The following is a 21,896-nucleotide window of genomic DNA, read 5'->3' as shown; positions in this document are numbered from 1 at the left end:
CGTCCTAACGGTAGCAGACCTTTTTAACCGCCTCGACGACCCGAGCGGTGTCAATCAACGCGGCCTTCTCCAGATTCGCAGCATAAGGAAGCGGCACATCTTCGTCGCAGACGCGCAAGACTGGCGCGTCCAGGTCGTCGAACCCTTCCTCCATGCAGATAGCAATGATCTCCGACGCGATCGAGCAGACCGGGAAGCCCTCTTCGGCGACCACAAGGCGATTGGTCTTCTTCAGGCTCTTCAGCACGGCCGCCTTGTCCAACGGACGCAACGTGCGAAGATCTAGCACTTCTGCCTCGATGCCTTCGGCGGCCAGTTGCTCCGCCGCTTCGAGCGAGACTCCGACGCCGATCGAGTAGGATACGATCGTCACATCGCTGCCTTCGCGCACAACGCGGGCCTTGCCGATCGGCAGGACGTGATCGTCCAGTTCCGGCAGCTCAAACGAGCGACCGTAAACCAGCTCGTTTTCAAGGAACACGACAGGGTCTTCCGAACGGATCGCCGCCTTCAACAGTCCCTTCGCATCCGACGCGTCGTAGGGCGCGATCACCACCAGGCCCGGGACGGACGCGTACCAGGGCGCGTAGTTCTGCGAGTGCTGCGCACCGACACGCGCTGCAGCACCGTTCGGCCCACGGAACACGACCGGACAGCGCATCTGGCCGCCCGACATGTAGTTGGTCTTGGCAGCCGAGTTGATGATGTGATCGATCGCCTGCATCGCGAAGTTGAAGGTCATGAATTCGACGATCGGACGCAACCCGCCCATCGCGGCACCTGTTCCGATCCCTGCGAATCCATACTCCGTGATAGGAGTATCGATCACCCGCTGAGGTCCGAATTCGTCGAGCAGCCCCTGAGTGACCTTGTAGGCGCCCTGATACTCGGCGACTTCCTCACCCATCACGAACACGCGATCGTCGCGGCGCATTTCCTCAGCCATGGCGTCTCGCAGTGCTTCGCGGACGGTAGCCGTCTTCATGTTGGTGCCCGCCGGTATCTCGGGCGCCGCGGCAGGCGCTACGTTACTGGAGAGCTGTGCGGCGCCGGTTGCCAGTTTGCTGTCTCCCTTATCCGTGCCGGACTCTTCCGCCTTCATCTGCTGCTCGGGAGCCTCACGCTTGGATGAGTTGCCGGCATCGGATTGCCTTTGTTCATCCTTGGAGCTGCTGCCTGCCCTGTCAGTGGCCTTTGCTTCGCCAGCGTCGGAGACATCTTCACCCTCGCCCGCGATCAGCGCGATGACGGTTCCGACTTTCACCCCTTCGGTACCTTCGGGTATGACAATCTTGCCGACCGTGCCTTCGTCGACGGCTTCAAACTCCATCGTCGCCTTGTCGGTCTCGATCTCGGCAAGAATGTCGCCTGACGAAACCTCGTCGCCTTCCTTCACCAGCCACCGGGCGAGCTTGCCCTCTTCCATGGTGGGCGAGAGCGCGGGCATCTTGACTTCGATTGCCATCAGTAATTCTCCACCAGAACGTCGGTATACAGTTCCGACGCAGCCGGTTCCGGCGAACTCTCGGCAAAGTCGGCCGCTTGCCCGACGCTGGCGCGAACGCGTTTGTCGATCTCCTTGAGGCTCGCCTCCGTCACACCCATCTCCAGAAGCTCACTTTTCGCATGTTCGATGGGGTCGCGCTTTTCGCGCACGCCCTGCACTTCCTCACGCGTCCGGTACTTGGCGGGATCGGACATCGAGTGCCCGCGATAACGGTATGTGTTCAGTTCCATCAGCACCGGGCCGTTGCCGCCGCGCACATGCTCAAGAGCAATCTCTGCGGCTTTGCGCACTTCAAGCACATCCATGCCGTCGACCTGCATCCCGGGAATGCGGAAGGCAGTGCCGCGCCGGTAGAAGTGAGTCTCCGCCGACGAGCGATTGACTGCCGTACCCATCGCGTACTGATTGTTTTCGATCACGAAGATGATGGGCAGCTTCCACAAGCTGGCCATGTTGAAGCTTTCGTATACCTGCCCCTGGTTGGCGGCCCCGTCGCCGAAGTAGGCGAGCGTCACCCCGCCATCGCCGCGATACTTGTGCGCGAACGCAAGTCCGGAGCCCAAAGGCACTTGCGCCCCGACAATGCCATGGCCGCCGTAGAAGCGATGCTCGACGCTGAACATGTGCATCGATCCGCCCTTGCCCTTTGAGATACCGGACTCCCGACCGGTAAGCTCGGCCATGATGACCTTCGGATCGATACCGTAGGCAAGCATGTGGCCGTGATCACGATACCCCGTGATGACGGAATCCAGCCCACCCTTGAGAGCCGATTGCAAGCCGACGGCGACCGCTTCCTGGCCGATATACAGGTGGCAGAACCCCCCGATCAGCCCCAGCCCATAGAGCTGCCCCGCCTTCTCCTCGAAGCGGCGGATCAGAAGCATCTGCTCGTAGAGGTGGAGCAACTCCTCCTTGCTTGCCTTGTACCGCCGGTCGGCGGCATGTGCTTCGGCCAGGCTGCGCAGGACGAAGTCTTCGTCCTGCCGTCCTGATTCAGATGTCGGCGTCTGGTCGTTCGGCAACGGGCATACCCCTGGCTGGCTGCGAGTCAGGCCAGCGATATAGGCCCGGGTGAGGCGCAGAAAAAGCGCAATCCCGCAACTGAGTTATCAATGTAGAAGAAGGTTCAGGGCTGCTTGGGCAACAGCATGACCATTTCATCAGGATGAGCGACGTTGAGATTGCTGCGCAGCAATTCGCCTGCAAGGTCGGGATCAGCATGGTTTGGGTCCAGCAAAGCGACCCGGTTGCGCAATCTCTCCCTCTCTGCAGAGAGCTGCTGAATGCGGCGCTCGTGCTCGGACAATCTATGTTCGTTCTCGGTCCATGCGATGAACCCGCTGGGACCGGCTACCACGAAGCCGCCCATAAGGAGCAGTGCGCCCAGAGCTGCGCCCTGAACGGCTCGATCCCGTGCGAATTTCGGCTCACGCCTGATATTCTTCATGCGTATCAGAGACCACAAAAACCACCCCGATTCAAGATAGTAGAAGGGCCCCCGGTCGGCCTTTCGAAGCACATGGCCGCTACACCACCGCAGGGACCTTCATTCCGCCGCCTTAGAGGCGCTGCGCACTCACACCCTGTAGCACTTCGCTTGAGATTTCGCCGAATCTCCCTAGATTCCCGCGTGAAGAGGCATGGTGGGAGCACGAGCAGATATGACGGCGGAGAGCAAGACGGCGACGGCGACGGCTGATGAACTTCGGCTCACCCCTCCCGATCCCGTGCAGGCCGTCACCCCGGAACGTGCAGCCGGCCTCGTCCCCGTGGGTGACGAGCAGAAGTCCAAGCTAGAAACACGGGTGACCGAGTTCGTTGAGGATCTGGTCTCTCAGGATGCGAACTCACCGGAGTTCGGCAAGCGCGTGGACCAGATCACCAATCTGGGCCGGCGCGAGATTGCGGAGGCAGCCGGGCAGTCCAACCGCTTCCTGGATCGTCCTGTAAGGGCGATGGACGAAACAAGCGGGGTCGGCGCCGATCTTGCCGAGCTTCGGCGCACCGTCGAGGATCTTGACCCCTCGCGTAAGGGCAATCTTCTGGCGCCCCGCAAGTTGTTCGGCGTTATCCCCTTCGGAAACAAGCTGAAAAACTACTTCGACAGCTACAGGAGTGCGCAAAGCCACATCAGCGCCATCCTTGCACGCCTGCAAGGCGGGAAGGACGAGTTGTTGATGGACAATGCGGCCATCGATGTGGAGCGGCAGAACCTCTGGAAGGCGCTCGGCAAGCTGGAGCAGATGATCTTCATGTCCAAGGCGCTGGACAATGAGCTGGAGGAACGAGCAGCCGATCTCGACGCGACCGATCCGGCAAAGGCGAAAGCAATCCGCGAGACCGCCCTGTTTTATGTGCGCCAGCGCACGCAGGACCTGCTGACGCAAATGGCGGTTTCCGTGCAGGGGTATCTCGCTCTCGACCTGGTCAAGAAGAACAACGTCGAGCTGATCAAGGGCGTCGACCGTGCATCGACCACCACTGTCGGAGCTCTGCGGACGGCCGTGACGGTAGCACAGGCGATGACCAGCCAGAAACTCGTGCTCGACCAGATCACGGCGCTGAATACGACAACCGCAAACATCATCGACGTTACAGGGCAGATGCTGCGCGACAACACGGCGCGGATCCACGAACAGGCTGCAGGCTCCACGATCCCGCTGGAAACGCTAAGCCGGGCTTTCCAGAATATCTACGATACGATGGACTCGATTGATACGTTCAAGCTGAAAGCTCTCGATAACATGAAGCAGACGGTCACCGCGCTCGAGAGCGAAGTTGGCAAGTCGAAGGCCTACATAGCTAGGTCACAAGGTCAGGCGGATGCCACTGCTGAGGTCAAGGCTACTGCGGGCAATCGCGGTCTGCTGGACGCACTGGACTAGAGTGACATGACCGTCGAACGTCGACCCGTTCCTCTCTCGATGCTGCGCGAGGCGCGAAAGCAGCGTGCATGGCGTCTTCGCCGAGCACGTCAGCAGCGCTGGCAATGGCGCATGAAGCGGCTGCGCCGCGCGATCTTCGTCGCGGCGGCCATCGTTCTGGCGACGGTTGCTGCCGGTATCGGCTTAGGCGGCCTGCCGGACGATGCTTACATGCTGGCGATGCTGGCATCGTTCGTCGCCTTCTGCGTGCTGGCGATCTACCCATCGACACCACGTCCGCGTGCCGAAGACCTGGTCGAGGCAGACCTGGGCGAGCTTGCAGCGACGACGGAACTGTGGCTCGAGAGCCGCCGCAGCGCTCTGCCTCCTCCCGCGCTCGATGCAGTCGACATGATCGGGGTTCGGCTCGAACAACTCTCCCCGCAGCTTGAGACGCTTGACCCGAGCGCACCGGCCTCCCGAGAGGTCCGCAAGCTTCTCACCGAGCACTTGCCGAGCCTTGTCGACAGCTACACGCGCATTCCAACGTCGCTTCGTGGCCAGGAGCACGCAGGCTCAACGCCAGCTGCACAGGTGACCGACGGGCTTCATGTGATCGCGCGGGAGATCGAAGCCATGTCTCAGGACCTATCGCGCAATGACCTCGATTCGCTCGCGGTGCGAGGACGGTTCCTTGAAAGCAAATACGTGACGACCAAGAGCGATGAAACACGCTAGAGGCTGCCACTTCACTCGCGAGTGACCGCTCACCCAGGAAGGGCGAGCGGTCGACTTGAGGGATCAGAAGCCAGCAGTCAGCGAGAACACGACAGTGGAACCGGCAATGGAAGAGCCGTTCTTCGTCGAGGAGAAGTTCGGCTGAAGATATGCCGATTCAGACTTGGAAATGTTGGTGTCGATATATGCCGCACCCAGCGTGACGGGGCCGAGAGCCAGATCGGCACCGAGCATCCAGTCCAAATACTCGCCGGTCGGTGCGATGCTGGTGCCGTTGGGGCCGAGGCCAGAGTTGCCGTTTGAATAGCCCAGGTGCGCTTTGACCGACAGCGGGGTCTCGGGAATGGCGCTGCTGACGTCGCCCCAGATGTAGACGTTATCGGACTTCGCACCCGGACGATCGGGCAGGCCGGCAGTGTACGCGTCTGCGTCGAAGTATACGCGACCCAGAGCCTGCTGCTTGGGCGCGTAGGCCACGCCTACGAGAACGGACGCGGGGCCCATGCTGCTGCTCAGCTTTACGTAAGGCTCGGCGAAGTCGGTGTCCGAGGCGCCACCCGGATACATGTACCAGGTCAGGCCTACGTCCAGTGTAGTGCCGCTGGCGATCTCGGCCGAGTAGCCGCCGAAGATGTCGAGTTCCATGTTCGACCCGCCGAACGTACCCCAGCCCGAAAGGTTGGAGGCCCAGGTTCCGACATAGAAGCCACTTTCGTGCCCGACAGTCAGGCCGCCCTGAACGGCCATTTCCTCATCGGTCTGCGAAACGCCACGGAAGCGGTAGTCGCTGACCAGCGCTACACTGCCCGAGACGGTGATTTCGGACGGGACTTCTTGGGCCATGGCGGGGCTGGCGGATGCAAAGCAGGCCGTAACCAGTCCGGCAACACCGGCGAGAAGACGCATTTTCATAGTTGGAACACCCTCATGTTGTTTGCGTGTTCCACCCTGCGCTGCGGCGCCGGACCTTCGCTTCGTGACGGATCCGTTTCGCTGCAGTGCGGCATAATTAAGCTGTAACGGCTCTGCGCGTCAAGCTGCCCTTGTGCGCCGCCCTGAAAAGAAAAAACCGGGGGACCTAAAGGTCCACCCGGTAGGATGAGCGGCACGACATGACATCGCGCCGCCAGGGGGTCGTAAAATCAGGTTGCCACAGGGAGCGGCCTCAGCAGTTGCTCAGGCCCCGTGACGCGATCGTTCTGCCCGCTATGACGGCGGCGGCTGATCCATTCTGACAGCGTTTCTGCGGTTGTGTGATCCATTGCCTTGACCCGATTGAGATCGAGGTGGATCGGTCGGTCGGCTGGTTGCTTTTCAAGCACGGCATTCAGCCTCGTCAGGCCCACGAACGTTGCCGCACCGTCGAGCTCCACGCGCGTAGCCTCACCCTCGTCATGCTCATGCACCTTGAGCTTCAGGCTCTTGAAGTGTGGCAGCAGTTCAACTGCCGAAAGGGCCAGTCCGACGAGCACACCGGTGAGAAGATCCGTGGTCACGACAAGTACGAACGTCACCGTCCAGATGGCCGCAGGCAAATAACCGTGAGCCTTGAACAAGTGCTGGACGTGCTTGAGGCTAACAAGGCGCCAGCCGGTAACCACCAACACGCCGCCGAGCGCAGCCATCGGAACCTCACGCAGGAGCCAGGGCAGCAAGGCCACAAAGCCAAGAATCCACGTTCCATGCAGAATGGTGGAAAGCCGCGTCTTAGCGCCTGCCTGCACGTTGGCAGAACTGCGGACGATAACCCCAGTCATCGGCAATGCACCGAACACGCCGCACAGGAAGTTGCCTATGCCCTGCGCACGCAGTTCCTTGTCATACTGTGTGCGAACGCCGTCATGCATGCGATCGACAGCGGCAGCCGAAAGCAAAGTCTCGGCACTGGCGATGAAGGCGATCGCAATTGCAGCCACGATCAGCGAAGGGTTGGCCAGAGGTGAGAACCACTCCGCGCTCGTGGGCAGAGCGAAAGCAGCTGCCAGGGACTGGGGGACTTCGATACGCGCGACAGAGAGGCTGAACAGCCATGCCACGGCAGTGGCCGCCACAACACCCAGCAGTGCGCCTGGAACCAGCGACATCGACTTGGGCCGAAGTTTCTCCCACCCCAGCATGACGCCAATGGTCAGCAACCCGAGAGCAAGTGCCAACTCCGTGCTTGCGACATCCGAGAAGTTCAATCCGAGGATCCGCGCAGGCATCATCGCCATGTTCGCGAGACCGCTCGAAAGCGGACGCTCGTCGAACAGAATGTGAAACTGGCCAATCACGATCAACGCGCCAATACCGGCGAGCATGCCGTGCACTACAGCCGGGCTGATCGCTCTGAACAACCCTCCCATTCTGAGCCAACCGGCAACCAGCTGGAGAATGCCCGCAAGAAGCAGCACAGGGCCAAGTGCTTCAAGGCCGTTCTCACGAACGAACTCGAACACGATAACGGCAAGCCCCGCCGCCGGGCCACTGACCTGAAGGGGCGAGCCGGCAAAAAGTCCAACGACCAGTCCACCGATGATGCCAGTGACCAGGCCTTTCTCCGGCGGGACGCCAGAAGCGATTGCGATGCCCATGCAAAGCGGCATCGCAACCAGGAATACGACTATCGACGCGGTAAAATCGCGAGAAAAGTGCGCAAACGGTCCCACCCGCGCATCTCCTGATGCAGAGGATGCAGCCGTCATTCAGCCGCCTCCTCCAGTTCCACGGCTACCCTTTTGCGAGCCGGCAACGCGGTGGGCAGTTCGCTGTCCTCACGCAGCGGCACGAATTCGCCGGTGTCACCATCCAGCCCCAGAACCTGGCCGGCGTGGATATCTACGAACCAGCCGTGAAGTGCCATGTGGCCCCGCGCAATAGCGGCAGCGACAGAAGGATGGGTCCGCAGGTGCTGGATCTGGGCGATGATATTCTGCAAGCTGATGGCGCGAGCTCGCTCAGCGTCGACGAGCTCTGGGTGGCATGTGCTCACCACGTGCTCGGCGGCTGCGCCGTGACGCAGCCAAGCCGCTACGTTGGGCATCGCTTCCAGCCCCACCGGATTGCTCAGCGCCTTCATGGCGCCGCAATCAGAGTGGCCGCAAACGATAATGTCCCGCACTCCGAGCGCCACTACGGCGTACTCGACGGTCGAAGAGACACCGCCGTTCTGTGTCGCGAAAGGCGGAACCATGTTGCCGGCGTTACGGCAAACGAACAAATCGCCCGGCTGCGCCTGCATGATCTGCTCGGGCACGACACGGGAGTCCGCGCAGGAGATCATCAGTGCCTTGGGCGCCTGACCGTGAGTGGTGAGCTTGGTGAAGAGCTCGCTACTCGCGGGAAATGTGGTCTTCTCGAAGCTGAAGACGCGTCCAATCAACTCGTTCACGCTCGTGACCCTTCTTTGTCGGTGTTGACCGCGGATGAGCCGCGGGAGTTTCCCGAAGTTAAGGAGAGCGCTTGTCCTGCCTTGGTCAGGAACGTGACGAAGTTTTGCTGCAATGCAACGCGTCAGACACAAAGAGCCGGATATGAGCCGTAATGAGAAGCCCTGTCCTCAGACCGGCGACAGGGGCAACTGTATGACGACCCGTAACCCGCCCGTCGCCCGGTTCGCTAAGTTCAAAGTGCCATGCTCCGCCCTGACCGCTTTGCGAACGATTGCCAGCCCCAGCCCCATCCCGGGTGTATCGCGGGCACGCGCAGCGTCCAGCCGAACGAAGGGTTGCAGTACATCGGCCATCCGATCTTCAGGGATCCCCGGACCATCGTCCTCCACGATGATCTCAGCCCATTCGCCCTGCTGACGGACAGTCACCCGCGCAGCACCTCCGTAATGCAGAGCATTCTCGATGAGGTTCGACAGCGCCCTGCGGATAGCGACGGGCCGCGCCCGCACAATCAGGTTGGGCACGCCATTGTACGTTGCGTCGGCGCCATGATCGGCGGCGGTGTTAACAAGAGTTTCCGCCATCACCGCGAGGTCAATGTGCTCCTGAGGCATCGACCTGCCATCACTCTCCACATAAGCCTGGATCGACTCCAGGAGCAGCCGCATCTCCTCCAGATCTTCGTTCAGGCCTTCGCGCACCTCTGGGTCAATGCTCTCGTCGTCGAGACGCAAACGCATGCGCGCCAGGGGCGTCTTCAGGTCATGCCCGATCGCCAGCATGGTCTGTGTGCGATCGAGGAGGGATTGATGAATGCGTTCCTGCATCTCGTTCAATGCGCGAATGAGCCTGCGCAACTCATCGGGCCCGCGTTCAGGAACGGGGCGCGGCGGCCCGGCGCCTAGATCGCGCGTAGCACTGATCAGTTGCCGCAGTGGCCGCAGGGTCGCTCGGAGCAGCAACCAGCCCAGCACGATCAGCAGGAGCGTAGGCAGAACAAGGCTGGCAATCCGTCCGACCGTCAACTTCCACGCTGCATTCGCATGTGTATGGAATATCAACACGCTACGGTCGGCAAGCCTTAGCGACCCGCCGATGTTGCCCTTGTCGGGTATCCCTTCCAGATGCAGTTCGAGGTCGCCCAGCCCCAATTCGGGTGCAATCGCCACGACCTGCGAGCGCAGATTGCTTAGATCGACGCCGCTACGCCCCCGCATTCCAGCAGGAGCCAGCGCCAGCTTGAACCTCTCCGTGCTGAGAGAGCGGGCAACAATCTGGCGCTCTGCAGGAGGAGTTCGTTCGAGAGTTCTGGTCGCGAGAACCAGGTTTTCCGCTATCCGCTCGGCATCGTCGCGCTTCAGTTCGAAAGAGTTGACCCGCTCGAGCAGGAAAGAGTTGGTAAGGAACTCGACCAGCAGGACCAGGATGAGGACCGTGAGAAGGCGTTCCGGCAATCCCCAGCGCCGGAAGATCGCAGCGACCCTGGACGCCATCAGCCGCGCTTCACGTCAGCCCTGAGCATGTAACCGACGCCACGCACGGTGACGATCGGCGCTTCGCAGCCATCGGACTGCAACTTGCGACGCAGACGGCTGACGAGCACATCGATGCTGCGGTCCGAACTGTCGCCGATGCGCGAGCGAGAGAGTTCCATCAGCCGCTCACGACCCAGGACGCGCTGCGGGTACCCCAGGAAGGTGATAAGAAGATCGAACTCCGCTCCGGTCAGGTCGACAATGGCGCCTGTAGCAGTCCGCAGTTCCCGGCGAGCAAGCGAGACCTGCCAGCCGTCGAAATGAATAGTGTCGGGCGCCCGCCCATCGCTCAGAAGATCACCGTTCTCGTTGGTACTGCTTCCTCTGCGCAGGACTGCACTTACGCGTGCGGCGAGCTCTCGCGTGCTGAAGGGTTTGACCAGATAATCGTCAGCGCCGAGTTCCAGGCCCAGCACGCGATCTTCCTCGCTACTGCGCGCGCTGACGAAGATGATCGGCACGTCGCCTTCGCGCCGCAACCGGCGGAACAAGTCGAGGCCACTGGTGCCGGGAAGCATGATGTCCATCACAATCAGATCGACGGTGGTTTCGCGCAGAGTGATCCACATCTCTGCTCCGGTCGCTGCCGTCAGGACATGAAACCCGCTCTGGCGCAGCGCCCGTGCCGTGAGCGTGCGCAGCGCACCGTCGTCTTCGACAAGCAGGATGGTCTGCGGAGAAGTCATCGTAAGTTAGGAGTTCCCCCGAGCGGCATGGACAATCATGATCATTGAAACGCTGCACGTCAAATAGAGCGCTACGTTTGGGAGGCAAGGCGTCCCTGAGAAGGGTGATCCAAATATCCTGTGCATGCGGTCCTGGCGATCAACGGCAGAAGGTCCAACCCATCCCTCCGCGCTGCGCCTGATCGAGGTGCAGGTGATCCGCGTGGGCAGCGTTATAGTCGGGGGATAGCACCGTGGAGAACTCATGGCAGGCTGTGTCGCGTGCGATCTGGAGGAATGCAGCCGCTGCGTCTCCTTCAGCCCAGTCACGGCGAACCACGATGCGGCGGCCGTCTTCGAGAACAAAGGCAGCGATGTCGATTGCATTGCCAGTTGCATGCTCGCTCCAGGAGCCTGTCTCGCCGCCACCGATACGCCGGCAGTTGTTTGTGCCGTAGTGCTCAATCGCTTCGACGCGGACGCCCAGCAGACTTTCAGCTGCTGGTTGAACACCGTGCTGCAACCAACGCGCGAGCCCCGCCCCGACAGCGCATGTTGCCTGAGGCCGAGATGGCCGTAGGACGAGGCCCAAGTCCTGTTCGGCTGCGAGCACCTGACGATCCTCGCGTCGGCAGGCCCCTGCGCCGGTAGGGTCGAGCGGAGTGAATTCGATGTCGCTGCGTTGCAAGAAGGCGCGGCATTCTGCAGGGTCGTCCCGAATGCCCGCAATCTTGCTTTTGGTAGCCCATCCCTCTGGATCGTCAGTCGGGGAAAGCGGCGACCATGGATCGTGCTCTGGATGGTCGCGCAGCCAGGCTCGCCCCCCAGCAAAGACGGCCAGGAGCAGCAGGGCCGCAAGCAACCAATAATCGAGGACGAATCGCATGGGAACGCAAGTCGTGCGGTTCGATTTGGCTCCCAACCTGGCAAGGTCGCGGGCTTCCGCGAATGAGCGTGTTAGTGGAAATCGCGAGACTTGGGGATCACGCGCAGATCGCGTGGATGGCCTTGATGGAAGCCGCAGTCGCGATTGCCAGGGCCAGGCGGCGTCCACTGTTCGTATTCGATGGGACGGAAGGGATCATCGCCTCCCTCTCGCATCTGGCTTGGCCCCCAGCGGCTTGGCAGCGGATGATTGCAGTGGTCGGCACGCACAGTGGTGGCAGGTAGCAGATCCTCGGAAAGGCGCTGCAGTTCATGGGTCGCATCCGTCATATGTGCTGCGATGACGTGGACCACCTCATCGTCATATTCGACACGGCCTCGCACTTCCATCAGCCGCGCGCCCATCACCACACGACGCTGTTTCTCCTTCAGATTGGGCCAGACGACGAGGTTCACCACCCCGGTTTCGTCTTCCAGAGTGATAAAGCACACTCCCTTCGCCGAACCCGGCCGCTGCCGGATCAGCACTACGCCAGCGACCTGCACCATTGAACGGAACTTGCGGTCGCGCAGATCGCATGCGCGGACAAAGCCCCGCTCGGCGAGACTGGCGCGCAGGAAAGCCATCGGATGCGCCTTCAAACTGAGGCGCTGAGTCTGGTAATCGGCGACCACCTCCTCGCTAAGCGGCATCTGCGGTAACCGCGTGAGCATGCGCTCCGCACCTTCGTCACGGGCATCGGCAGCAGCGAAGAGTGGCAAGTCCGGACCAGCGATGAGGCTTCGGGCATCCCACAAGGCCTGACGTCTTGCGAGACCCAGTGAGCCAAAGGCATCCGCCGCCGCCAGCCGCTCGATCAACGCAGGCGAAAGCCCTGCCCGCTCGCGCAGCTCGACAACATCCCGGAAAGGACCACCTTCCACACGAGCCGCTGCGATCCGGGCGGCGGCAGCCTCGGGAACGCCGTCGATCTGGCGCAGGCCAAGGCGCAAGGCGACATGCTGGTCGAGACGGCGCTTGTCCCCTTCCCGCGCAGAACCGGGAATGCTCTCAAGAGTACAATCCCATTCGCTGGCATTCACGTCCACCGGGAGCACGGTGACGCCATGTTCCCGCACATCCCGCACAATCTGTGCTGGCGCGTAGAAGCCCATCGGCTGCGAGTTCAGCAATGCGCATCCAAAAGCCGCCGGAAAATGGCATTTCAGCCAGCTTGAGACATAGACCAGATGCGCAAAACTGGCGGCATGGCTCTCTGGAAAGCCATACTCTCCAAAACCCTTGATCTGATTGAAGCAACGCTCTGAAAACTCTGGATCATAGCCGCGTTCTATCATTCGCCCGACCATGCGATCCTGCAGCACGTCGACCATGCCGCGTGATCGGAACGTGGCCATGGCCTTTCGCAGCTGGTTCGCTTCGGCGCTCGAGAACTTGGCCGCATCCAGCGCGATCTTCATCGCCTGCTCCTGAAAGATAGGAACACCCAACGTACGTTCCAGGATGGAGGAAAGCTCGTCAGGCGGGCCATGCCGGGGTGATGGTGCGGGGATCACCACCTGCTCCTCGCCGCGTCGCCGCTTCAGATAGGGATGCACCATGTCCCCTTGGATTGGCCCTGGCCGCACAATGGCAACCTGAATTACGAGGTCATAGAACTCACGCGGGCGCAGGCGCGGCAGCATGTTCATCTGCGCCCGGCTCTCCACTTGGAACACGCCGAGCGAGTCCCCCTTCCTCAGCATGGCGTAGACTTCGGGATCCTCGCGCGGGACAGTGGCAAGCGTCAGGGAGCGGCCATGGTGCTCCTCCAGCAGATCCAGACACTTGCGAATGCAGGTGAGCATGCCCAGTGCCAGCACATCGACCTTGAGAATGCCGAGTGCATCAATGTCATCCTTGTCCCACTCGATGAAACTGCGTTCCGGCATGGCCCCGTTTCCGATCGGCACTGTTGCAGTCAGCGGCCCTTGAGTCAGAATGAAGCCACCGACATGCTGACTTAGATGTCGTGGCATGCCTATCATTTGCTCGGTCAACTTCAGGACACGCTTGAGGTGAGGATCGCTGGCATCCATTCCGGTTTCGGTCACGTGCCTTTCGCCGATCTCCCTGCCCCATCCTCCCCAGACAGTCCGGGCAAGCGCTGCCGTCACATCCTCAGTCAAACCCATGGCTTTGCCAACTTCGCGGATCGCCATTCTGGGACGGTAGTGGATGACAGTGGCGCAAAGCCCAGCACGGGTGCGGCCATAGCGATTGTAAATGTACTGGATCACCTCCTCGCGCCGTTCATGCTCGAAATCGACGTCAATGTCCGGCGGCTCCTTGCGCTCTTCGGAAATGAAGCGGTCGAACAACAGTGCATGCTTGGCAGGATCTACCGCGGTGATTTCAAGGCAGTAGCAAACTGCCGAGTTGGCAGCCGACCCTCGTCCTTGGCAGAGGATTGGCGGATCCTGATTTCTAGCAAAATCAATAATATCCTTGATAGTCAGAAAGTACCTTGCGAGCTGCAGCTTTGCGATCAATGTCAGTTCGCGCTCCACCGTTTCGCGTACGGAAAGCGGTATGCCCGAAGGATAGCGCCGCTCAGCGCCTTCCCAGGTGAGGCTGGTCAGATGAGCTTGCGGATCGAGCCCGCCAGGGCATATCTCCTCCGGATATTCGTACTGCAATTCATCTAGGCTGAAGGTACACGCATCGGCCAAGTCGCGCGCTGCCGCTATGGCATGAGGCCAGCGGGCGAAGAGGCGCACCATCTCTTCAGGCGCTTTCAGATGGCGCTCGGCGTTGGCTTCCAGCAGCCAGCCGGCTTTTGCCACTGTCGTCTTGTGACGGATCGCGGTCATCACATCCTGAAGCGGTCGCCGTTCGGGATGGTGATAGAGTACGTCGTTGGTGGCAAGGATACCAAGCCCCTGCGCCTTGGCCATGGCATCCAGCGCTTCGATCCGGGCCAGATCGTCACCGGCCTGCAGATAGCACACCGCTACATGGCTGAAGGAAGATAGCAGTGCGGTCAGATCAGACAGCAAGTCGAAGATGGTGCCCGTCTTACGGCTTGTCTCGTGCGAAGGTTCGGTATCGCGGGTCCCGGACGCTTTTGAGAGTTCCCCTCTCGCCTGAAAGGTGACCACGTTGGTCGCGGTCGTGATGGAAAACTTTTGTTCCAGATCACGCGGCGGGATTAAAACCAGATGCACGCCCTCAGTCTGCCCTGCGAGCATCTCCAGTGAGATCTCGCACACCCCTTTCTCCTGCCAGCCACCGGCAAGCGTGCCCATCCGTCCCGCCGAAATGAGCCTGCACAATCGTCCGTAAGCCGTTCTATCGCCAGGATACGCCAGGAAAACAAAACCCTCGACCGTCTCTATCCGGCAGCCGATTACCGGCCGCAGTTTCAGCGCCTTCGCTTCAGTATGGATGCGAACGATGCCTGCCATTGAATTGACGTCGGCAATGCCGATCGCATCGTACCCCAATTCACGCGCCCGCTGGACCAGGTCCACCGCGTCCGAAGCACCCCGCAAAAAGGAGAAGCAACTCGCCAGCCCCAATTCCACGAATGGAGCGCGGAGAGGCGAACCTATCGTGTCAGGATCGATGGCAATCCGGCGACGGTCTGGAGTGAGGGAGCCTTCAGGCATGAGATGATAACAGCAATGGGAATACTACGTTCCCCTTATGTTCTACACAGACCTTTGTCAGGTCTGACGTATCCCTTTTTCCACCATCAGCTTTCGCCCTCTGCCCTCTGGCGCCAGAGGATACGCGTGAGTGCCCAGCAGAGCAGCGCCAGCACAGGGGCGATCAGTGAGAGGCCGCTGCTCTCTTGATCTAGGGAAACGCCTGTATTGGGCTGCGAAACGGCCATGGCCGTATTCCAGCCAATCCCGTATCCGCAGACAAACCACGTCAGCAACAACAGCACCCATAGCTCAAGTCCGCTGCAACGCTCCAGCAGATCGGGCACGATGAACGCCAACGCTACGCCAAGGATCGTCAGATCATAATCGTAGCCGTAAGGGCTGACGAACAAGGAAGCGAGGCAGGTGAGCGCGGCAAGATGATGGTATGCGATGCGGCTGCGGGACGCTTTGATGAGAAGTCCAAGCGCGAAGAGCGCACCGGCGATCTGCATCGCCATTGCGGCCGTAGCTCCCAGCCCGAACGTGTAAGCTGCGGCAAAGATCGAGTTCATGCGGAACAACGGATAATAGCCACGGGCCAGAAAGCCTCCGGCCTCTCCCACGGCATTGCGGAAATCCATCCAGATGGAGATCCCGTAGATCCATGTGGAGAGCGCCAGCAATGTCAGGCCGATCAGCCCCGCCCACCCCAGCAGAACCCAGCGCCGCTGCAGGAGTGTGATCAGGCCCACTCCGGCAGCAAGGTGTGGCTTGATGACCAAAAGGCCCAGCGGCAATCCAGCGATGACCCTCTTGTCGCGAAACGCCAACAGGAACCAGCCGATCAGGCCAGCAATCAAGAAGCCGTTCTGGCCGGTTCGCAGATTGAGGACGATTGCCGGCATGACCGCTATCACCACAGCGGGAAGCCATTTTCCCGCAATACGATGCAGCACCCAAAGGTAAAAGGCGAAGGTACTCAGGGCAAAAAAGACAAAAGCAGCACCGATCGGAAGTCCCGCCAGGTATTGCATCGCCAGAGTGAATGGGGGCGGATAGGTCCATGGCATGAAGCTCTGGGTTCCTGACATCTCCCGCTGAACCTGGAGCAGCGTACTTACATTGTATGCGTCGGCTGCCCTACCCTGCGCTGCCAAGCGGCCAGCGATGTGGAAGGCGTCGAAATCGGTAAGGACCTTGGCCTGACCGAGCAGTTCGGGTGACTGAAAGCGAATGGCCGAGATCATCACGAGAACAACGCCCGCAAGAATTACGGCTAGCAGCAGCTTTCGGCTCGTCGCGAGTTGCTGCACAGCGCCCTTGCGCTGAGCCATTCGAGAGTCGTGCTGTGGCAAGCCTGACAGCATCGCAACACTTGCAGGAACGGGTGGGACACATTCATCGTCGGCATCCATCACCCGGCCCCCAGCCACGCCATTCACGTCGTGTGGCACCTCTTATGTCGGAACACGGTTAATTTGCCGATAAGGGGAGAGCTTCGCTCTTACCCCCACAATCCCTGCAGAAACCACTCCGGTGTTCCGCCTCGGCCGTCTCCCCACACTCCGCTACGGTAGATCCAATATCTTCGACCCTGCTCATCCTCGATACGATAGTAATCCCGCAGCCGAGCCGTGGAGCGTTCACGCCACCATTCCGGAGCAATGCGCTCGGGTCCTTCGGCACGCAGCACATCGTGCGCGGCGTTGCGCCAGCGAAAGCGTTTGGGAAGGCCATCAGGCGTCTCGTAAATCACCGCGATCGGTTCGGGACGTTCCAGCAGCTTGAGGGGCCGTGCATGAAACTCGAACTCGGCTTGTGCGGTCTTCTCGGGGTCGAGCGGAGCCTGCCAGCGCTGGGCGCGCTCGGGCACATGGCTGGCGCGTGCGATGGGACGCCGCACGGCATCAGAGCCTAGCCGCACCGTCAGACGGTCAACGCAAGCTGCCAGGCTGGTTCCGTGGTTCTCGGCGGAACTCTCCAAATCGCGCTGGGCAAGCGCCAGCGGCTCCGTCCACGCGGCCCGCAGACGAACCATTTCAATGCCGAACCCGGCATCGACATCTTCCAGCTTACGACCGAACAAACCGGCAAGATGCACAGGATCACGGCTCGGGGCTGCAATCTCCAGCCGCCGCACCACGACTTCGTTATCGACCTTCCATAGCCCCAGTTCCAATCTTCGTGCGCCGAGCGCCTGTCCTTCCAGCGCGCGTGCCATATCGGCGGTGAGGTCAGCGAGAACCCGGTCAAGCAAACTACGGTGGCGGATCGGTTCCATCAGCCGGCGCTGCACCATCGGAGCTTCTGTAGCCATGACCGGCAACAGCGGCTCTGGCACCAGACCAAGGAGTTGGTCCATTCGGATCAGCGGATTGGCTGCAGCCGAGCGCCGATTGCGGAAGCGGCGCACCAGCGCATCCCGGTGAACGCCGCGCAAGTCTTCCAAGCGCTTGAGACCCAGGCGCTTCAGAAGCGTGATCGTGTCATCATCCAGCCTGAGAGCGGCAACTGGCAAGTGCCCAAGCCGGTACGCGGGATCGTCAGCCGGATGGAGAATGGCGTCCTGAGGACCATGGTGCGCCAATGCCCAGGCAGCGCCGGCGGTCGGCGCGATAGCCAGCCGAACCATCAATTGCCGACGTGCAAGAGCCGCATGCGCATCTGCAAGCAGCCCTGCCTCACCTCCGAACAAATGAGTGGCGCCGGTGACATCCACAATCACCCCATCAGGCGGGTCCAGTGCGCTCCAGGGACCCCAACGCTGCGCCCAGACTGCCAGATCCTCCAGAAATAGCAGGTCGCCCGCAGGATCCGCTGGCGCGACAGTCAGAGCGGGACACAAGGTCCGCGCATCGGCCAGCATCATCCCGCCCTTCGCGCCGGCAGCAAAACCAGCAGCGTTGACGGAGACGATACGAGGTCCATGGGCGGTCTCCGCGATCAGCGCTAGCGGTGCGGCGTCGGCACCTTCACCTTCGGCAAGGCCTTCCAGCAGACGCCAACGGTCGATCGCCAGTCTTGTGCACCAGATAGCCAGAATGCGGCGTGAGGAGGAAGCTGTGAGCATGGGCGCATCAAGGTTGCAGCCTTGTCCTCCGCTGCGCCCCCACTTCTGCAAGGGCGATGATCCATCTGTGAGTTTCTGTCATGCCAAACGGCTCATCTCGCAGAGAAGACAAAGCTGCCCTTGATCATCCTGTCACCGAAGCAAGCTGCCGTGCTTTTTCCGCCACCAGCGTGTCCTGCCCAGTATCCCGGCCAGTACCCCGCCCAATATCCCGCAATGTCCATGTCCCTGGGGGGTGGCGACGTGAACGAAAAAGTTCGGCCTGCCAGCTGGGCTCGCCCGGTGCAGCTCGATTCCAACGGGGTTCCAGCGAAGCCGCAGCGCGCACGGCCCAACGCTGGCGAGCAGAAGACAAGTCCCGGTGCGCATCGAGCCGGACCAGCCAGAGCGGCACTCCATACTTTTCGGCCGCAAGGCTCAGCCGACGTGAAGCCGTCATGTCGAGTGCCCGCGGGTTTCCGGTGATTTCCCCCATAACAAAGGCAAGCTCGCGGCAGCGCAATCCTTCCTCAAGTGCGAAGAGTGCATCCTCAGCGGTGCGTGCGGCGACGTGAATCAAACGATGGCGTAGCGCGCGCGGTAAGCCCGGACGATACGGTTGCCCGGTGCGCCGCTGCGCCTCGCGATCCTGCACCCAGAGCCAGGCACGCTCGTCAGGCGTATCGGCCAGCGGATCGGCCGCCGCAGCGCGCAGGTGATCGAGCGTGAAAGCCAGCGCGAGCGCAGTTCCCGTGGTGCTGTCGCCGGTGGCGAAGATTTCAACGTGAGTAGTGCCTTCAGGTGGCATGCCCGGCCGCCACTCAGCAGCTCTTGCCGGCAGGAGCGTGGCAGCGGCCGAGAGAGTATCAGACAGCAGTTCGGGCGTTGGTTCCGGGGGAGTACCTGGATCAGGTCGGGTTTGTAACATGGAATCAGATCCAGAAATTGCAAAATTACGTTCTTGTTATGTTCCCATTTATCATTGAGTGCAACTCTCCGTATTGGCTTGGGCAGTGGAGAACTTTCAGCCGCACTGGTTTGCAGCTCAGATGATAACCGCATCGTAAAGAATAGGCGCCAAAGCCGCCGCAGGAGGCACAGCCCATGACCCACCAGCCACTTGATCTAAGTTCGGCCGCCGAAACGGCTGATCGCTCCCCTCGCGCAGGCCTCACCCTTCTGTGTGAGGTGCGCCAAGGATCGCGCCCCTGGGCGACAGCTCGGCTGGAAGACCTCTCTCCTGGCGGCTTCCGCATCGCCCGCTTGCCCAGCGCGCGCGCCGAGTTGCCGCTGCGCATCAGGATCCCCGGCCTTCAGCTCCTCAGTGCTGAAATCCGCTGGGTACGCGACGGCGCGGTCGGCTGTGCGTTCGCAGAGCCGCTGCACGTTGCCGTGTTCGACCACATTGTGCGCAACGCCGACCCGGCCTAGCGCACAATGCGATCTGGGCTCCTCTTAGATGTGGATAGCCCGACCAAACGCAGCCAGTGTGGCCTCGTGCATCATCTCTGAAAGCGTCGGATGCGGGAAAACGGAGGCGATCAACTCAGCTTCCGTAGTCTCCAGCGTTTTGCCGACCACATATCCCTGGATCAGCTCGGTCACTTCCGCACCGATCATGTGAGCACCCAGCAGTTCGCCGGTTTTTGCATCGAACACCGTCTTGATGAAGCCTTCGGGCTCTCCCAGGGCGATGGCCTTGCCGTTGCCGATGAAGGGGAACGTCCCGACCTTCAGCTCGTAACCTGCTTCCTTGGCCTTCGCCTCGGTCAGACCGACAGAGGCGACCTGCGGATGACAGTACGTGCAACCCGGGATGTTGCGGCGGTCGAGCGGGTGCGGGTGGACTTCGGTATTGCCGAGTTCCTGCGCAATCGCCTCAGCAGCAGTAACGCCTTCGTGACTCGCCTTGTGCGCCAACCAAGGTCCTTCGACGCAGTCGCCGATGGCCCAGACACCCTTCACATTCGTCCGACCCAGTTCGTCGATCTTGATAAAGAACTTCTTGTCCGGCTCGATGCCAAGATCCTCAAGTCCGATGTTCTCCACATTGGGAACGATGCCGATCGCCACGATCACATGGCTGAACTCGACCGCCTCTTCCTTGCCGTCCTTGTCCTTAATCGTGACCTTCAAGTGGTCCGCGCTCTTCTCGATCGCGCCGATATTCGCCTTGGTCTGGATCTTGATGCCTTGCTTGGTGAGTTGCTTCTCCAGGAAGGCGGAGACGTCGGCATCCTCAACCGGGACGATGCGATCCATCATTTCGACGACGGTAACATCGGCGCCCATGTCGTTGTAAAAGCTGGCGAACTCGATCCCGATAGCCCCGGATCCGATAACCAGCAGCTTGTTCGGCATCTCCTTGGGAGTCATCGCATGGCGGTAGGTCCAGATCCGCTCGCCATCTGATTTCGCCTTGGGCAATTCACGTGCCCGCGCGCCAGTGGCGATGATGATGTGCTTGGCTTCGAGTGTCTCGGTGCCTTTTTCGCCGGTCACCTCGAGCTTGCCCGGAGCGACAAGTTTGCCCGTCCCCATATGCACGGTAATCTTGTTCTTCTTCATCAGGTGCGTGACGCCCTGATTGAGCTTGTCGGCCACTCCACGCGAACGCTTCACCACTGCATCCAGATCGGCGGTGATATTCTCCGCCGCCAGACCGTAATCCTTCGCGTTCTTCATCTGGTGCAGCACCTCGGCCGACCGCAGCAGAGCCTTCGTCGGGATGCAGCCCCAGTTGAGGCAAATGCCACCCAGCCGCTCACGCTCCACAATAGCCGTCTTCAACCCCAGTTGCGCAGCGCGGATCGCCGCCACGTAGCCGCCGGGGCCCGAGCCAAGAACGATAACGTCGTAGGTGTCTGCCACTGGTGTTTTACTCCTGATCGATAGGGCGCGGCCGCCCGAAATCGTCGACCGCGACAAACGTGAATTCGGCCTCGGTGACTTTGACTGCCACATCGTCGTGCGGCTCGCGGCGCCAGGCCTCGATAGCAACGCGCATGGAGGTGCGACCCTCCTTTATCAGTTCGCCATAGACGGACAGTTCGTCCCCGATCTTCACGGGATGATGGAAGTGCATGCCGTCCAGCCCAACGGTGACCGCCCTTCCCTTGCAACGCCGCTGTGCCACCAGAGCAGCGCCAAGGTCCATCTGCCCGATCAGCCAGCCGCCGAAGATATCTCCGTAAGCGTTGGAGTCCGCCGGAAGAGCGTACACCCGGATCACGGGAGCGCGAGTGGGTAGCGTCATCTCAGGCCGCCTGCGCTTCGCTGATCGGAACCGGTCGATCGCTCGCATCGAGCACCACGAAGGTGAAGGTGCCGTTCGCGACCTCAACCTCATCCTCGCTCGCACGTGCTCGCCCGAAGCCGCGCGTTACGACCGTCATCGAGGTACGGCCCGTCCGGGTGACTTCGGCGTAGACGTTGAGTTCATCCCCAACCTGCATGGCACCGGGAAACGAGAAATCGGTCGCGCCGACAACGACGGCCTTGAGGCCGGTCCTGCGCGTCACCAGAGACGCGGCACCCAAAGCCAGCTGGCTCATCAACCAGCCGCCGAACACACCTCCATAAGGATTGAGGTCCGTGGGCATCGCAGTCACGCGGATCACCAGATCTCCCGCAGCTGATGGCATCG

The 21,896-nt window shown here is 61.1% G+C and carries 19 protein-coding genes; 3 read left to right on the top strand and 16 right to left on the bottom strand.

What is annotated here, in order from left to right:
• Positions 1-4: 4 nt before the first annotated feature.
• The 3 genes from ABUH87_RS10280 to ABUH87_RS10270 all read right to left on the bottom strand — a co-directional run bounded on the left by ABUH87_RS10280 (position 5) and on the right by ABUH87_RS10270 (position 2,957).
• Positions 5-1,465 carry a pyruvate dehydrogenase complex E1 component subunit beta gene (locus ABUH87_RS10280; protein WP_367773235.1) on the bottom strand — a complete coding sequence of 487 codons (1,461 nt, stop codon included), beginning with the start codon at positions 1,463-1,465 and terminating at the stop codon, positions 5-7.
• Positions 1,465-2,532, bottom strand: coding sequence for a pyruvate dehydrogenase (acetyl-transferring) E1 component subunit alpha (pdhA, locus tag ABUH87_RS10275; RefSeq protein ID WP_367773233.1), 1,068 nt, complete (start codon positions 2,530-2,532; stop codon positions 1,465-1,467). The genes ABUH87_RS10280 and pdhA overlap by 1 nt, the downstream gene beginning before the upstream one ends.
• A 104-nt stretch (positions 2,533-2,636) precedes the next feature.
• Positions 2,637-2,957 carry an FtsB family cell division protein gene (locus ABUH87_RS10270; protein WP_367773231.1) on the bottom strand — a complete coding sequence of 107 codons (321 nt, stop codon included), beginning with the start codon at positions 2,955-2,957 and terminating at the stop codon, positions 2,637-2,639.
• A 214-nt stretch (positions 2,958-3,171) separates the two neighbouring features.
• Between ABUH87_RS10270 and ABUH87_RS10265 the strand changes: the two genes are divergently transcribed.
• Positions 3,172-4,395, top strand: coding sequence for a toxic anion resistance protein (locus ABUH87_RS10265; protein WP_367773229.1), 1,224 nt, complete (start codon positions 3,172-3,174; stop codon positions 4,393-4,395).
• 6 nt (positions 4,396-4,401) lie between these two features.
• Positions 4,402-5,112 carry a hypothetical protein gene (locus ABUH87_RS10260; RefSeq protein WP_367773227.1) on the top strand — a complete coding sequence of 237 codons (711 nt, stop codon included), beginning with the start codon at positions 4,402-4,404 and terminating at the stop codon, positions 5,110-5,112.
• Positions 5,113-5,175: 63 nt separating this feature from the next.
• Here ABUH87_RS10260 and ABUH87_RS10255 read toward each other — a convergent pair whose 3' ends face one another.
• The 10 genes from ABUH87_RS10255 to ABUH87_RS10210 all read right to left on the bottom strand — a co-directional run bounded on the left by ABUH87_RS10255 (position 5,176) and on the right by ABUH87_RS10210 (position 19,058).
• Entirely contained in the window at positions 5,176-6,024 is an 849-nt protein-coding gene (locus ABUH87_RS10255; protein WP_367773225.1) for a TorF family putative porin, read from the bottom strand.
• Between the two features lie 230 nt (positions 6,025-6,254).
• On the bottom strand, positions 6,255-7,796 hold the full coding sequence (locus ABUH87_RS10250; protein ID WP_367773223.1) for a SulP family inorganic anion transporter: 1,542 nt from the start codon (positions 7,794-7,796) through the stop codon (positions 6,255-6,257).
• Positions 7,793-8,482 (bottom strand): carbonic anhydrase, encoded by a 690-nt coding sequence (locus ABUH87_RS10245; protein ID WP_367773221.1) that lies wholly within the window; start codon positions 8,480-8,482, stop codon positions 7,793-7,795. Before ABUH87_RS10245 ends, ABUH87_RS10250 begins: the two co-directional genes overlap by 4 nt.
• 168 nt (positions 8,483-8,650) lie before the next feature.
• Positions 8,651-9,976 (bottom strand): ATP-binding protein, encoded by a 1,326-nt coding sequence (locus tag ABUH87_RS10240; RefSeq protein WP_367773218.1) that lies wholly within the window; start codon positions 9,974-9,976, stop codon positions 8,651-8,653.
• Positions 9,976-10,704, bottom strand: coding sequence for a response regulator transcription factor (locus ABUH87_RS10235; RefSeq protein WP_367773216.1), 729 nt, complete (start codon positions 10,702-10,704; stop codon positions 9,976-9,978). Before ABUH87_RS10235 ends, ABUH87_RS10240 begins: the two co-directional genes overlap by 1 nt.
• Positions 10,705-10,843: 139 nt before the next feature.
• The gene (locus tag ABUH87_RS10230; RefSeq protein ID WP_367773214.1) at positions 10,844-11,569 is read right to left on the bottom strand and encodes an extensin-like domain-containing protein; all 726 of its coding nucleotides are present in this window, start codon (positions 11,567-11,569) and stop codon (positions 10,844-10,846) included.
• A 71-nt stretch (positions 11,570-11,640) separates the two neighbouring features.
• Complete coding sequence (locus tag ABUH87_RS10225) at positions 11,641-15,219, bottom strand: error-prone DNA polymerase (protein ID WP_367773212.1); 3,579 nt, start codon at positions 15,217-15,219, stop codon at positions 11,641-11,643.
• A gap of 86 nt (positions 15,220-15,305) precedes the next feature.
• On the bottom strand, positions 15,306-16,535 hold the full coding sequence (locus ABUH87_RS10220) for a glycosyltransferase family 87 protein (RefSeq protein ID WP_367773209.1): 1,230 nt from the start codon (positions 16,533-16,535) through the stop codon (positions 15,306-15,308).
• Positions 16,536-16,705: 170 nt separating this feature from the next.
• On the bottom strand, positions 16,706-18,271 hold the full coding sequence (locus ABUH87_RS10215; RefSeq protein WP_367773207.1) for a Y-family DNA polymerase: 1,566 nt from the start codon (positions 18,269-18,271) through the stop codon (positions 16,706-16,708).
• 124 nt (positions 18,272-18,395) lie between these two features.
• Positions 18,396-19,058, bottom strand: a complete 663-nt coding sequence (locus tag ABUH87_RS10210; RefSeq protein WP_367773205.1) for a hypothetical protein — start codon at positions 19,056-19,058, stop codon at positions 18,396-18,398.
• 296 nt (positions 19,059-19,354) lie between these two features.
• Between ABUH87_RS10210 and ABUH87_RS10205 the strand changes: the two genes are divergently transcribed.
• Positions 19,355-19,681: a PilZ domain-containing protein gene (locus ABUH87_RS10205; protein WP_367773203.1), complete on the top strand. Its 327-nt coding sequence runs from the start codon at positions 19,355-19,357 to the stop codon at positions 19,679-19,681.
• Positions 19,682-19,705: 24 nt separating this feature from the next.
• On the opposite strand, the gene lpdA is transcribed toward ABUH87_RS10205, so the two are convergent.
• From lpdA to ABUH87_RS10190, 3 genes are read right to left on the bottom strand one after another with little or no spacing between them, the layout of a single operon-like run.
• A complete protein-coding gene (lpdA, locus tag ABUH87_RS10200) occupies positions 19,706-21,121 on the bottom strand; it encodes a dihydrolipoyl dehydrogenase (protein WP_367773201.1) in 1,416 nt (471 codons plus the stop codon).
• Between the two features lie 7 nt (positions 21,122-21,128).
• A complete protein-coding gene (locus tag ABUH87_RS10195; RefSeq protein WP_367773198.1) occupies positions 21,129-21,506 on the bottom strand; it encodes an acyl-CoA thioesterase in 378 nt (125 codons plus the stop codon).
• A gap of 1 nt (position 21,507) precedes the next feature.
• On the bottom strand, positions 21,508-21,894 hold the full coding sequence (locus ABUH87_RS10190; protein ID WP_367773196.1) for an acyl-CoA thioesterase: 387 nt from the start codon (positions 21,892-21,894) through the stop codon (positions 21,508-21,510).
• Positions 21,895-21,896: the final 2 nt, after the last annotated feature.

Origin of the sequence: Novosphingobium rhizovicinum, from assembly GCF_040813635.1 — a bacterium.
Classification (GTDB): domain Bacteria; phylum Pseudomonadota; class Alphaproteobacteria; order Sphingomonadales; family Sphingomonadaceae; genus Novosphingobium; species Novosphingobium rhizovicinum.
The sequence above is the reverse complement of the archived record's forward strand: the minus strand, read 5'-3'. Positions and strand labels throughout refer to the sequence as shown.

Coding starts and splice junctions, on each gene's coding strand:
- ABUH87_RS10280 (WP_367773235.1), bottom strand. CDS start 1,465: ATGGCAATCGAAGTCAAGATGCCCGCGCTCTCGCCCACCATGGAAGAG.
- ABUH87_RS10270 (WP_367773231.1), bottom strand. CDS start 2,957: ATGAAGAATATCAGGCGTGAGCCGAAATTCGCACGGGATCGAGCCGTT.
- ABUH87_RS10265 (WP_367773229.1), top strand. CDS start 3,172: ATGACGGCGGAGAGCAAGACGGCGACGGCGACGGCTGATGAACTTCGG.
- ABUH87_RS10260 (WP_367773227.1), top strand. CDS start 4,402: ATGACCGTCGAACGTCGACCCGTTCCTCTCTCGATGCTGCGCGAGGCG.
- ABUH87_RS10255 (WP_367773225.1), bottom strand. CDS start 6,024: ATGAAAATGCGTCTTCTCGCCGGTGTTGCCGGACTGGTTACGGCCTGC.
- ABUH87_RS10250 (WP_367773223.1), bottom strand. CDS start 7,796: ATGACGGCTGCATCCTCTGCATCAGGAGATGCGCGGGTGGGACCGTTT.
- ABUH87_RS10240 (WP_367773218.1), bottom strand. CDS start 9,976: ATGGCGTCCAGGGTCGCTGCGATCTTCCGGCGCTGGGGATTGCCGGAA.
- ABUH87_RS10235 (WP_367773216.1), bottom strand. CDS start 10,704: ATGACTTCTCCGCAGACCATCCTGCTTGTCGAAGACGACGGTGCGCTG.
- ABUH87_RS10230 (WP_367773214.1), bottom strand. CDS start 11,569: ATGCGATTCGTCCTCGATTATTGGTTGCTTGCGGCCCTGCTGCTCCTG.
- ABUH87_RS10225 (WP_367773212.1), bottom strand. CDS start 15,219: ATGCCTGAAGGCTCCCTCACTCCAGACCGTCGCCGGATTGCCATCGAT.
- ABUH87_RS10220 (WP_367773209.1), bottom strand. CDS start 16,535: ATGGCTCAGCGCAAGGGCGCTGTGCAGCAACTCGCGACGAGCCGAAAG.
- ABUH87_RS10215 (WP_367773207.1), bottom strand. CDS start 18,271: ATGCTCACAGCTTCCTCCTCACGCCGCATTCTGGCTATCTGGTGCACA.
- ABUH87_RS10210 (WP_367773205.1), bottom strand. CDS start 19,058: ATGCCACCTGAAGGCACTACTCACGTTGAAATCTTCGCCACCGGCGAC.
- ABUH87_RS10205 (WP_367773203.1), top strand. CDS start 19,355: ATGACCCACCAGCCACTTGATCTAAGTTCGGCCGCCGAAACGGCTGAT.
- ABUH87_RS10195 (WP_367773198.1), bottom strand. CDS start 21,506: ATGACGCTACCCACTCGCGCTCCCGTGATCCGGGTGTACGCTCTTCCG.
- ABUH87_RS10190 (WP_367773196.1), bottom strand. CDS start 21,894: ATGCCATCAGCTGCGGGAGATCTGGTGATCCGCGTGACTGCGATGCCC.